Here is an 11566-nt window from a genome sequence, read left to right on the forward strand (position 1 = left end):
AGTGGTTTCCAACCGCGCCGGGGACGCCGTGAACAGCATTTCCACGGACATGATGACCAAAGAACCGCCCCTTGTGACGACCATCACAGATAAGGACGGGCGGCCGATCGCCTACCTGTTCAACCAAGACAGGACGCCGGCCGCTCCGGACCAGATCGCCGACACCATGAAGGCGGCGATCGTGGCCATCGAGGACCGGCGGTTCTTCGACCACCAGGGCGTGGACTGGGCGGGGACCGCGCGCGCCGCCGTGACCAACCAGATGTCCGGTGAGATCGCGCAGGGCGGCTCCACGCTCACCCAGCAGTACGTGAAGAACTACCTGGTGCACGTGGTCGCCGCCGACGACCCGGTCAAGCAGGCCAAGGCGATCGAGCAGACCCCGGGCCGCAAGCTGCGGGAGATCCGCATCGCGCTGCAGGTCGAGAAGCAGATCAACAAAGAGCAGATCCTCGCCCGCTACCTCAACGTCGTGCCCTACGGCAACCAGGCGTACGGGATCTCCGCCGCGGCGCGCACCTACTTCGGCACCACGCCGGACAAGCTGACGATCGCGCAGTCGGCGCTGCTCGCGGGCATGGTCAACAGCCCCAGCGCGCTGAACCCGGAGACCAGCCCCGACGAGGCGATCAACAGGCGCAACCTGGTGATCCAGGCGATGCAGGACCAGCGCCGGATCACCCCGGAAGCCGCCGACGAGGCCCGCAACGCGCCGCTCGGCCTGGTCGACCCGCTGCAGAACATCCCCAACGGCTGCGTCGGCGCAGGACCGTCCGACGGGTTCTTCTGCCGCTACGTCATCGACTACCTGGAACGCGCCGGGTTCACCGAGGAGCAGCTCAAGTCGGGCGGGTACAACATCCGCACCTCGATGGACAAGCGCGCCACCGACGCCGCCAAGGAGGCCGCCGAGCGCGGCGTGCCGAAGACGACCAAGGGCATCGCGAACGTGATGAGCATCGTCGAGCCCGGCAAGGACAAGCACCGCGTGCGAGCGCTGGTCGCCAACCGCGACTTCGGCATCGACGCCTCGAAGGGCCAGACGTCCTACGCGCTGCCCAGCGGCATCGCGAAGTTCGGCGCCGGGTCGATCTACAAGGTGTTCACCGCAGCGGCGGCGCTGGAGAAGGGCATGGGGATCTACAACACGATCCAGTCGCCCGGTTCCTACACCTCGCAGGTCTACCGCAACGGTTCCAAGCCGTACACGGTCGGCAACGCCGAAGGCGTCGCTCCCGGGCCGCGGACCCTCCAGAAGGCGCTGGCGACCTCGCCGAACACCGCGTTCGTGGCGCTGCAGGAGCGGGTCGGGCTGGACCCGACGGTCGACATGGCCGTCCGGCTGGGCATGCGGCAGACGCTGCTGCACAACACCTCGGCCGGTGATCCCGTCACCCCCAACAACTCCAACGGGCTGTCGCAGGCCGAGGACGTCAAGCAGAAGAACATCGGTGCGTTCACGCTCGGGTTCGCCCCGACCAGCCCCCTGGAGCTGAGCAACGTCGGCGCCACGATCATGAGCGGCGGAACCTGGTGCCCGCCGACGCCGATCGAGCAGATCCTGGACCGCAACGGCAACCCGGTGTCGATCACCGAGGACCCGTGCGAGCAGGCGGTGGACGAGCCGCTGGCCAACGCGATGGCCATCGGCATGAGCAAGGACGACCAAGGCGGCGGCACGGCGGAGCAGGCGGCCAGCGGAGCGGGCTGGAGCCGTCCGGTCGCGTCCAAGACCGGTACCACCGAAGCGCACCAGTCGGCCGGGTTCCTCGGCGCGACGCCGCAGTACGCCGGTTCGGTCCTGACCTTCAGCGACGGCACCTCGCCGCAGGGCATCTGCGACTCGGATCCGCCGACGCTCTGCGGGGCCAACGGCGGCAACATCTACGGCGGCAAGGTCCCGGCGCGGACCTGGTTCAACGCGATGAAGGTGATCCACGAGGGCCTGCCGGTCGAACCGCTACCGGACACCACGGACCGGTACGAGAACGGCGGCGACGAGTTCCAGGTGCCCAACGTCGTCGGCCTGACCAGCGACAAGGCCAAGGAGCGCCTGGAGCAGGCCGGGTACAAGGTTGTGGAGCGCTCGGTCAACAGCCAGCGCAAGAAGGGCTCGGTGACCAGCCAGACGCCGCGCGGGTTCGCGCTGCCCGGCGAGACGGTGACGGTGTCGGTGAGCACCGGTTACGTCCCGCCGCCGTCGCCGGAGCGCCCGCCGCCGCAGGCTCCGCCGCCCGTCGCCGGGCAGCCTCCGGGGCAGCAGCCGGAACAACCCGGCCCACCGGAGGTCCCGCCGGGGCAGCAGCCGGACGGCCCACCGGGTTCACCACCGGGCCGGTGACCGGGCCTGTCGGGTTCTTCCTAGACTCGCCTGCGTGACGAGAGCGCAGGCGAGCACCCGACGTGCTCGGTCCCGCTACCGCCTGGTGCAGGTGCGGTCGACCGAGCGGATCACTCCGCGCATGGTGCGGGTGGTCCTCGGCGGGGACGAACTGGCCGACTTCGTCAGCAACGGCAGCGATCAGCGGATCAAGCTCTGCCTGCCGCAGCCCGGCAAGCCGATGCCGCTGGGCCGCACCCGCGAGGAGGTCTTCGCCCTCCCCCGCGACGAGCAGCCCCGGCAGCGCACCTACACGGTTCGCTGGTTCGACGCCGAGCGCCTGGAGCTGGCGATCGACTTCGTGGTCCACGACCACCACGGTCCCGGCAGCGAGTGGGCTGCGGAGGCCGCGCCCGGCGATCAGATCGTCACCGTCGGCCCCAGCCCCGCGTACCGGCCTCCGGCAGCGGCTGACCCGCTCGTGCTGATCGGCGACGAGACCGCGCTGCCGGCGATCGCGGCGATCCTCGAGGAGCTTCCCGCCGAAGCGCGGGTGCGCGTCTTCGCCGAGATCGCCGATGAGGCCGAGCGGCTGGAGGCCGAGTCGGCCGCCGAGGTCACCTGGCGCTGGCTCCACCGCGACGGCATCCCGGCGGGCCGGAGCGGACTGCTCCTGGACGCCCTCCGCAGCACCGAGCTGGGCCAGGACCCCTACGTCTGGATCGGCGCCGAGGCCGACGTGGTCCACCACCTCCGCGAGCACTGCCAGGGCGAACTCGGCCTGGACCGCCGCCACCTCTACGCCCTCGCCTACTGGCGCCAGAACACCCCGGACGACTGAGCGCCCAGGGTTGTTCGAATTTCGCGCGAAGTTCGAGGACGGAAGTTCGGACTCGAATTTCGCGCGAAGTTCGACGAGGTTCCTTCGTCAGGCCTGGAGCTGGGCCTTGACGGCGCCGGCGACCTTGCCGCCTTCGGCGCGGCCCGCGGCCTTGGCGTTGGCGGCCTTCATGACCTGGCCCATCTGCTTCATGCCGGGACGCTCGCCCAGCTCGGCCTCGACCTCGGCGATGGCCTCGGTGACCAGCGCGGACAGCTCGTCGTCGGAGAGCTGCGCGGGCAGGTAGCGGCGCAGGATCTCGGCCTCGGACAGCTCGGAGTCGGCCTGCTCGTCGCGGCCTGCCGAGCGGAACGCCTCAGCGGCCTCGTCGCGCTTCTTGGCCTCCTTGCCGAGCACCTTGAGGACCTCGTCGTCGGAGAGCTCCCGCTGCTGCTTGCCGGACACCTCCTCCTTGCCGACTGCGGCCAGCGCCATGCGCAGGACTCCGGTGACGGCGGTGTCGCGTTGCTTCATCGCTGCGGACAGGTCCGCCCGCAGCTTCTCCTTGAGCTCAGCCATGCGGTGATTATCGCGCCAGGCACGCGGGTGGCGGGCCACCGACCCCGGTCGAGACGTAGGCTTGTGAAGGTGAACAAGTTCGGGCGGATTCTGCTCAGCGCGGGCGCGGTCGGCGCCGCGACGCTCACCTACTCGGCGGCGATCGAACGACGGCACTGGACGTTGCGCCAGGCCACGGTTCCGGCCCTCACCGAGGGCACGCCTCCGCTGCGGGTGCTGCACATCTCTGATCTGCACATGACGCCGAACCAGCGGTCGAAGCAGCGCTGGGTCGCCGAGCTCGCCGACCTCGACCCGGATTTCGTGGTCAACACCGGCGACAACCTGGCACACCCGCAGGCGGTGCCCGCGGCGCTGCGCGCGATGGGGCCGCTGCTGAGCAAGCCCGGCGTCTTCATCTTCGGCAGCAACGACTACTACGGCCCGAAGCCGAAGAACCCGGCCCGCTACCTGCTGCCGTCGACGAAGACGAAGCGCATCCACGGCGAGTCGCTGCCGTGGCGGGACCTGCGCGCGGCGATGACCGAGCACGGCTGGCTCGACGCCACTCACCGCCAGCACGACATCGACGTCAACGGCACGAAGGTCCACGTCGCGGGCCTCGACGACCCGCACCTGCACCTGGACCGCTACGAGGAGATCGCGGGTCAGCCGCCGGCCGACGCCGGCCTCAAGCTCGGCATCACGCACTCGCCCGAGCCGCGCGTGCTGGACTGCTTCGCCGAGGACGGCTACGACCTGGTGATGGCCGGGCACACGCACGGCGGCCAGTTGCGCGTGCCGGGCTACGGCGCGCTGACGACGAACTGCGAGCTGGACCGCTCCCGCTGCCGCGGCGCGTCGACCTGGGGCGAGCGGATGCACCTGCACGTCTCGGCCGGTCTGGGCACCTCTCCGTACGCCCCGGTCCGCTTCGCGTGCCCACCGGAGGCCACGCTGCTGACCTTGCTGCCGAGGACCGAGAAGTCCGCTGCGAGCAGGGAAAACGCCAAAATCAGGGCCCCGTACGGAGCGGGCGAGAGCATCCGCTAAGCTGTATCCAGCACTGAGGCGAGCACCCGAGATGTCTCAGAGTTGAAGATCGGGGTGTGGCGCAGCTTGGAAGCGCGCTTCGTTCGGGTCGAAGAGGTCGTGGGTTCAAATCCCGCCACCCCGACAAGGCAAAGGGCCTGGTCAGGACTCCACAAGGAGTTCCGACCAGGCCCTTTTCCTATGCCCCAAACCCCGTTTGGGAGTCATTCTGGGAGTCAAAGTCGTGTTCGGCGTCCGCCCGCACCGGGCTTGTAGCCGGGGAAACTGTCGCCGCGGAGCAGCGGCCACCCAGGGCGTTTCGGTGCTGCCATTGCTCGTTGTCTGGATCTTTCGGCTCGATGGCTTGATACTCGGTTGTGTTCGCGCTCGTTGATCGACATGCACGTTGGCCCCTGGCCCAGCTTTTCGGTCTTCCGCGGAGCCGCACCGGTGCTGGGGCTGACCGGAGGTAGGCACGATGGAGTCGGCAATCCCGCAGCACCTGGCGACCGAGCGCACGCAGCCTGCCACGCTCAGACCGGGTTGGCAGCCGCCCTACCCGGGCTACGTGGCGCGGTTCGCGCCCTCGGTCACTCGCGTGGCCATGGCCTACCTCGGGGTGCAGTACCGAGCGGCTGCCGAGCCGCCCGCGGTCGTCCGCACGGCGCTGACCGACCTCGCCGCTGCCTGTGAACTCCCCGACGGCCCCCGGCACGTGGACCGTGCCGGCTACGTCGATGAGAACGGCTGCACGACCGTCATCGCGATCGCCTACTGGGACCAGCCCGACTCCTACGATCGATGGTTCCCCGCCACCCGCGAGATGTGGCTCGGCGACCACCGCGCGACCCCCGATGCCGGCTTCTTCATCGAAGCCGTGCGTCCCGCGACGACGAGGTTCGAGACGCTGCTCTCGAACGACCGCCCCGAGGGCGTCGCCCTCCTCGCGGACGAGCTCAGCGGCGAAGTGGCCGAGCACGGGTACTGGGGCGGAGCACGTGACCGCATGCCGCTGACCCAAACGGATCCGCTCGCACCTGGCGAACCGCCCACCCTCATCGACGACGGTGCCCGGCAACGAGTTCGCGCCCAGCACAACCTCTGCCTGATCCGCTCGGGCCAGGACTGGAGCGACACCGACGGCGACGAGCGGCACATGTACCTCGACGAGGTCGAGCCCTCGCTGCGCACCGGCATGGATTTCCTGCGCGACGAAGGCGGCACCATCGGCTGCTACGACAACCGCTACCTGCGCCTCCTCGATGACGACGGAGCGGCTCTCGACAAGAGCTTCGGCATGAGCTGGTGGCACAGCATGGCCGAACTCGACGACTGGGCCCGCGAGCACCCGACCCACAAAGCCATCTTCGGCGCGGCGATGCGATACCTGTCCACCCTCGGCCCAGCCGCGCGTCTGCGCCTCCACCACGAGGTCACCGTCGCAGCAGCCGATGAACAGCACTTCGAATACCTCGGCTGCCACCCGGAAACCGGCCTGCTCAAGGCGGTCAAGACAGCGGTCTGAGGCGGTGCCCGGCAAATGCCTCCGGGTGCCTCCGCCACCGCGTCTCACCGCTCGGCGGGGCTACCGACTGCCGTCGTTGCGGTATGCCTGCTCCCAGGTTCGGAGCCTGCGGCGGATCTCGTCGTCGAGGGAGCTGCGTTCGCTCGGTTGGTCCTCGTAACGGGTGCGGAGGCTGCGCGTCTCGGTGAGCAGATCGCGTTCTTCCGCCGGCTCGAAGTAGCCGACGCTGCAGATCATGGTGACCGCCAGGTACGGGGGGATGGCCTCCTCCTGCAGCGATCCCGCGGCGTTGAGGCAGGCCATCGGGAAGAACGCGTGATGCGTGGTGCGACCGACCAGAACGAGGGGCGGGATCCGCAGCAGCGGCGGCCCGGCGATCTCATCGTCGCGCGTGGCGTGCCGCTGCGGATCCGCGGCGACCTCGGCCAGCGGGTCCCGGAGCTGGGCGATGCACTCCACACCCGCCTGCTCCCACCTGCTGGTGCCCCGGCGTTGGTGCGGATCGTCCAAGCAACCCAGCACGGACCGGAAGGACTCCACGACGGCGCTAGTGGGCAGGTCGGCGTAGCTCAGCAACGCGCAACCGTGAATGAACCAGGTCAGCGCCCGCTGCAGCGCCTGCTCCGGGCGTGCACCGGCGTACTGCCGCTCCTCTTCCTTCAGCTGTGCGATCCTTTCCCGAACTCCCGCCGGCCGCATCCTGATCAGGGTAGGCCGGTCGCCGCGTTCCCCGCATCGAACGCGGGCGCTTCGTCAACGACGCTGGACGGATGCGCTTCGACGTGTAGGGTGGGTGGCGGTCGTTGAATTTCTGGGTTCGTGTTCGTCACATGCTCGCAGGATGTTGATGCGGGCGAGCTTCTTTCTTTGGTCGTAGCTGGAGTTAGCCGCCGTCTGAGATCCCCACGGCCCGGGCCTCCGCGCGGTGCGGATGTCCGTCATACCCCCAGCTCCTGAAGGAGATTGACATGGCACAGGGAACCGTGAAGTGGTTCAACTCGGAGAAGGGCTTCGGTTTCATCGCGCCCAACGAGGGTGGCCCGGACGTGTTCGTGCACTACTCGGCCATCGACGCGGCCGGCTTCCGCACCCTCGAGGAAGACCAGCAGGTCACCTACGACGTCAGCCAGGGCCCCAAGGGCCCGCAGGCCGACTCGGTTCGCGTGGTCTGAGACCCCGCTAGCTTCGTCCCGGCCCGCGCCTCGCGCGGGCCGGGAACCGCGGTGCCCCCTGGTACAGCTCCCGCGCCCCCTTGCGGTGCGGTCGAGGCGTGCCGAACCGACCCATCTGAAGCAGCCCGCTCGCCGCGACGACGCCGACACCCGGCGCCCGCCGAAACAGCTGCTGCGGCACCACTTCCTCTCCCCTCCGGTTGAGCCGCCCGTTCCGACGGGTCCTGGTTCCCGGGGAACCTCGATGCGCCTGAGGCCGCAACGCTCCGCGTCGCGCCAGGCCGTCCCCTACGTGCATTGGAGCCCGATGCGGGCTGAAGAAGACCCGAACACGACCCCGCCCACCGAGGGCACATCGGACGACCGCACGTCTCCGCCAGGACACCGCGACGAGTCGATGCAGCACTCCCGCCACGTCGCCCCGACGCTGTCCGAAGAGGCCTGGCAGATCACCGACGCCGAAGGCCAGCACACCGCGCGGATCACCGGCAGCGAGCAGGACGCGATCGCCCACGCGCACGACCAGCTCGCCGCCTACGGCGGAGGGCACGTGTTCCTCACCGACGCCGACTGAACGACACACCTGACACCACCGCGGCACTCCCGCGGACCTGCACTTCTCCGAAAGGACTTCGCATGACAACCTTCACTCCCCCCAGGATCAGCAACGAGATTCGCACCGGCGCCGCGCACGTCGACCGGCCCAGGGTCCCGCAGCGTCACGAGGCGTCCGCCTCGCGCACGAACGCTCCGGTGGCCCCCGTCGTGTTCCTCGACCCCGTGACGCCCCGCGAGACTCCCGCGACCGATCTCCGGCGAGCGGCCCGCGACGAGGACGCCTTGCGCCCGCTGCGGACCCCGTTCATGGCCGACGCGACCGGCGAGAGGTGATCCGGCAGCGCGGCACCCGGTAGGTTCTCCGCGTGGGATTCGTCGCCGTGGGTTCTCTGGTCGGGGTTGCGCTGATCGAGCTGGGCATGGCGCTCAGCCCGGGGCCGAACATGGTCCACCTGGCGTCGCGCTCGATCTCGCAGGGACGGCGAGCCGGGTTCGTGTCGCTCGCCGGGGTCGCGCTGGGGTTCGTCGCGTACCTCGTCGCGGCGGCGGCAGGGCTGTCCGCGCTCTTCGTCGCCGTGCCCGAGGCGTTCCACGTGGTGAAGCTCCTCGGAGCCGCCTACCTCGCCTGGATGGCGTGGCAGATCCTGCGTCCCAGCGGTGCTTCGCCGTTCGAACCGCGCGAGCTGGTGCCGCACTCCTCGGCGCGGCTGTTCGGGACAGGACTGCTGACGAACCTCCTCAACCCCAAGATCGCGCTCCTGTACGCGGCGCTGATCCCGCAGTTCGTCGATCCCGCGCTGGGCGCGGCCTGGTGGCAGTTCCTCCAGCTCGGAATCGCTCAGATCGCGGTCGGCGTCGCGGTGAACGGCCTCGTCGTGATCGTGGCCGCCGCGCTCGCCGGCTACCTCGCCCGGCACCCGCGCGTGCTCCAGGCTCAGCGCCTCGCGTCCGGCACGCTGCTGGGACTGTTCGCCGCCAGGATGGCCGTGAGCCGTCCCGACTGATCCCGGCGATTCGCCGGTCGCGGGGAGACAATCGGCGCATGCGATGGAAGGTTCTGGCCTGCACCAGCGCTGCGGTCACGGCGACCGCGGTCATCGGCGCGAGCGGCGTGGACGCCGAGGGATCCTGGTTCCGGCGGCTCCGCACACCCGACTGGCAACCTCCTCCCCAGGCGTTCGCGCCGGTCTGGACGGCGTTGTACCTCGACATCGCGGTCACCTCGGCCGTCGCGCTGTCCCGACTGCCCGCGCGTTCGGGCTACACCAGGGCGCTCGCCGGGAACCTGGCGCTCAACGCCGCGTGGACCTGGATCTTCTGGGGAGCGAAGAACCCCCGCGCGGCCACGGCCGAAGCCGCGCTGCTGACCGCGAGCTCGGCCGACCTGGTCGCGCGCACCGCCAAGGTGAGCCCAGGGGCGGCAACGGCTCTCGTGCCGTACGTGGCGTGGTCGGCGTTCGCGACCACCCTCTCCGCCGCCATCGCCCAGCGGAACCCCTGACGGTGATGGCCGATTCCCGCCGGAACCGAGCGCACCCACCGCCCACGATCGGTTCATGGACTTCCACGTGCTGCCGATCGCCCCTGATGTGCTCGACGCGCTGCGCGACGTCGACGACGCAGGTCACCGGAGCGAGTCGTACGTCGACGAGGTCGGGGACGCACCGCTGCGCTGCTGCCTGCGCCGGAGCCGCCCCGGAGAGCGCATCGCGCTGGTGAGCTACGCCCCGCTGCGGCGGTGGGCCGCGAAACCCGGCGCCTACGACGAGGTCGGGCCGGTCTTCATCCACGCCCGGACCTGCCCCGGCCCGGACGACCCCGGGTGGCCGGAACCGCTGCGAGGAACGCGACGGGTCCTGCGCAGCTACTCGGCCGATGGCCGGATCCTCGGCGGATCCCTGCTCGACGGGAACACCGGACTCGCCGAGCGGACCGCGTCCGACTTGCTCCTGGACCCGGCCGTGGAGGTCGTGCACGTTCGCGCGGTCGAGTTCGGGTGCTTCCTCTTCGAGGTGCGACGCCGCTGATCAGGCGGGTTCCCGGTCCGCGAGGCGGACGAGGACGACGCCGGTGATGATCAGGACGCCGCCGAGCACCACGGCCGGACCGGGTTGCTGGTCCAGGAGGAGCCAGGCGAACAGCGCGCTGGTGACGACCTCGATGAGCGCGACGAAGGAGGCCAAGCGGGATCCGAGGCGTCGAGTGGCGGCCGTTCCCGTCGTGTAGGCGATGGCCGCGGCGATCACGCCGAGCGCCACGAGCGGTGCCCACCAGGGAGTTTCGCCGATCGCGTAGACAGCGGGGTCGAGGTTCGCGCGCATGGGCAGGATTCCGGTCACGCCGAGGAGCGCCAGGATGATCGTGGACAGCACGAGGCCCGCACCCGCCAGGGTGATCGGCGGGAGGACCCCGTCGGTCTCGCCCGAGACCAGGAAGTACGCAGCGTTGCCGATCATCGCCGCGAACGCCCACGCCGCGCCCGCCCACGCGATATCCGCGCCCGAGGCCAGGTCCAGCGCGAACACCAGTCCGACGATGGCCGAGCACGCGCCCAGGACCGTCAGCGGTCGCGGCCGTTGACCTCGCCGCAGCCACAACCAGCCCACGATCGCCACCGGTGCCGTGAACTCGATGAGCAGCGCGGGAGCCACGTCCATCGTGCTCACCGCGGAGAAGTAGCAGAACTGCGTGCCCGCCATGCCCAGCGCGCCGTAGATCAGCACCGGGCGGAGCTGCGCGCGCAGCAACCACCACCTGCCGCGCAGCGCGATCAGCGCGAACGGGGACAGCGCCAGCGCGCCCACGCTCAACCGCGCCAGCACCACCGCGCCCGGACTCCACCCGGCTTCGAGCAGACCGCGCGCCAGCGCACCCGCCATCCCGAACGAGGCCGCCGAGAGCAGTGCGAGCAGCAGCCCGCTCCCGAGCCTCGACGGAGCGCGCACACCAGCGCTGTCATCTCCTAACCGAGTCATGGCAGATGACGCTATGGACGACCCTGTAATATGTCAACATGATTTTTGGCCATGACACGGAGGAGGCGCTGCAGGCCGCCGTCGCACTGATCAACACCGCGGGCGAGCCCGATTCGCTGACCACAGTCCAGGCCGTCGACTCCTGGTACGCCGAGCACCGCTTCACCGGGCGGCGCGACCGCGACGAGGCCGAGCTGGACGAGCTCCGCGCCCTGCGCCCGGTCCTGCGCGACCTGCTCACCACCGACCGCGACCGCGCGGCGCACCTGGTCAACGAGATGCTCACCGAGGCCAACGCCCTCCCCCGGCTCGTGCGGCACGGCGGCGAGGACTGGCACCTGCACGCGGTCGGCTCCGACGCCTCGGTGGCCCGCCGCGTGACTGTGGAGGTCGCGATGGCGATGGTCGACCTGGTGCGCCTCGACGAGATGTCGCGGCTGTCGGTGTGCGCCGACGAGAACTGCGAGGGCGTGGTCATCGACCTCACCCGCAACCGCTCCCGCCGCTTCTGCAGCACCGCCTGCGCCAACCGGAACGCCGTCGCCGCCTACCGGGCGAGGAGCAAGAAGCGCTGATCAGACCGGGTGCGCGCATCGGCCGACACGA

At 70.1% G+C, this 11566-nt stretch carries 14 protein-coding genes and 1 tRNA gene; 12 read left to right on the forward strand and 3 right to left on the reverse strand.

The genetic code is table 11. The annotated features are described in order from the left end of the window. Positions 1–73: 73 nt before the first annotated feature. Both FHU35_RS15220 and FHU35_RS15225 read left to right on the forward strand, forming a co-directional pair. Positions 74–2341 (forward strand): transglycosylase domain-containing protein, encoded by a 2268-nt coding sequence (locus FHU35_RS15220; RefSeq protein ID WP_425474141.1) that lies wholly within the window; start codon positions 74–76, stop codon positions 2339–2341. A 34-nt stretch (positions 2342–2375) separates the two neighbouring features. Beyond that, complete coding sequence (locus FHU35_RS15225) at positions 2376–3161, forward strand: siderophore-interacting protein (RefSeq protein ID WP_246110334.1); 786 nt, start codon at positions 2376–2378, stop codon at positions 3159–3161. Between the two features lie 87 nt (positions 3162–3248). Here the strand turns inward: FHU35_RS15225 and FHU35_RS15230 are convergent, their stop codons facing one another. Further along, positions 3249–3719 (reverse strand): GatB/YqeY domain-containing protein, encoded by a 471-nt coding sequence (locus FHU35_RS15230; RefSeq protein WP_145740125.1) that lies wholly within the window; start codon positions 3717–3719, stop codon positions 3249–3251. A 69-nt stretch (positions 3720–3788) separates the two neighbouring features. On the opposite strand from FHU35_RS15230, the gene FHU35_RS15235 reads away from it, so the two are divergent. From FHU35_RS15235 to FHU35_RS15245, 3 genes are all read left to right on the forward strand, one after another. After that, positions 3789–4751: a metallophosphoesterase gene (locus tag FHU35_RS15235; RefSeq protein WP_145740127.1), complete on the forward strand. Its 963-nt coding sequence runs from the start codon at positions 3789–3791 to the stop codon at positions 4749–4751. Positions 4752–4801: 50 nt separating this feature from the next. After that, a tRNA-Pro gene (locus FHU35_RS15240) sits at positions 4802–4875 on the forward strand. 333 nt (positions 4876–5208) lie between these two features. After that, positions 5209–6255 carry a phenylacetaldoxime dehydratase family protein gene (locus FHU35_RS15245; protein WP_145740129.1) on the forward strand — a complete coding sequence of 349 codons (1047 nt, stop codon included), beginning with the start codon at positions 5209–5211 and terminating at the stop codon, positions 6253–6255. Positions 6256–6315: 60 nt separating this feature from the next. Here FHU35_RS15245 and FHU35_RS15250 read toward each other — a convergent pair whose 3' ends face one another. After that, complete coding sequence (locus FHU35_RS15250) at positions 6316–6954, reverse strand: hypothetical protein (protein ID WP_145740131.1); 639 nt, start codon at positions 6952–6954, stop codon at positions 6316–6318. Between the two features lie 269 nt (positions 6955–7223). Between FHU35_RS15250 and FHU35_RS15255 the strand changes: the two genes are divergently transcribed. From FHU35_RS15255 to FHU35_RS15280, 6 genes are all read left to right on the forward strand, one after another. After that, positions 7224–7427 (forward strand): cold-shock protein, encoded by a 204-nt coding sequence (locus FHU35_RS15255; protein ID WP_145740133.1) that lies wholly within the window; start codon positions 7224–7226, stop codon positions 7425–7427. Between the two features lie 307 nt (positions 7428–7734). Beyond that, positions 7735–8001: a hypothetical protein gene (locus FHU35_RS15260; protein ID WP_145740135.1), complete on the forward strand. Its 267-nt coding sequence runs from the start codon at positions 7735–7737 to the stop codon at positions 7999–8001. Positions 8002–8063: 62 nt separating this feature from the next. Continuing rightward, positions 8064–8318 (forward strand): hypothetical protein, encoded by a 255-nt coding sequence (locus FHU35_RS15265; protein WP_145740138.1) that lies wholly within the window; start codon positions 8064–8066, stop codon positions 8316–8318. A 32-nt stretch (positions 8319–8350) separates the two neighbouring features. Beyond that, entirely contained in the window at positions 8351–8989 is a 639-nt protein-coding gene (locus FHU35_RS15270) for a LysE family translocator (RefSeq protein ID WP_246110335.1), read from the forward strand. A 38-nt stretch (positions 8990–9027) separates the two neighbouring features. Then, positions 9028–9486, forward strand: coding sequence for a TspO/MBR family protein (locus tag FHU35_RS15275; RefSeq protein WP_145740141.1), 459 nt, complete (start codon positions 9028–9030; stop codon positions 9484–9486). A 55-nt stretch (positions 9487–9541) separates the two neighbouring features. Continuing rightward, complete coding sequence (locus FHU35_RS15280; RefSeq protein ID WP_145740144.1) at positions 9542–10012, forward strand: DUF1203 domain-containing protein; 471 nt, start codon at positions 9542–9544, stop codon at positions 10010–10012. On the opposite strand, the gene FHU35_RS15285 is transcribed toward FHU35_RS15280, so the two are convergent. Next, positions 10013–10960 carry an EamA family transporter gene (locus FHU35_RS15285; RefSeq protein WP_145740146.1) on the reverse strand — a complete coding sequence of 316 codons (948 nt, stop codon included), beginning with the start codon at positions 10958–10960 and terminating at the stop codon, positions 10013–10015. It lies immediately after the preceding gene. A 38-nt stretch (positions 10961–10998) separates the two neighbouring features. Here FHU35_RS15285 and FHU35_RS15290 point away from each other — a divergent pair, with 38 nt between their 5' ends. After that, a complete protein-coding gene (locus FHU35_RS15290) occupies positions 10999–11535 on the forward strand; it encodes a CGNR zinc finger domain-containing protein (protein WP_145740148.1) in 537 nt (178 codons plus the stop codon). The last annotated feature ends 31 nt before the right edge of the window (positions 11536–11566 follow it).

This window comes from Saccharopolyspora dendranthemae, assembly GCF_007829955.1.
Classification (GTDB): domain Bacteria; phylum Actinomycetota; class Actinomycetes; order Mycobacteriales; family Pseudonocardiaceae; genus Saccharopolyspora; species Saccharopolyspora dendranthemae.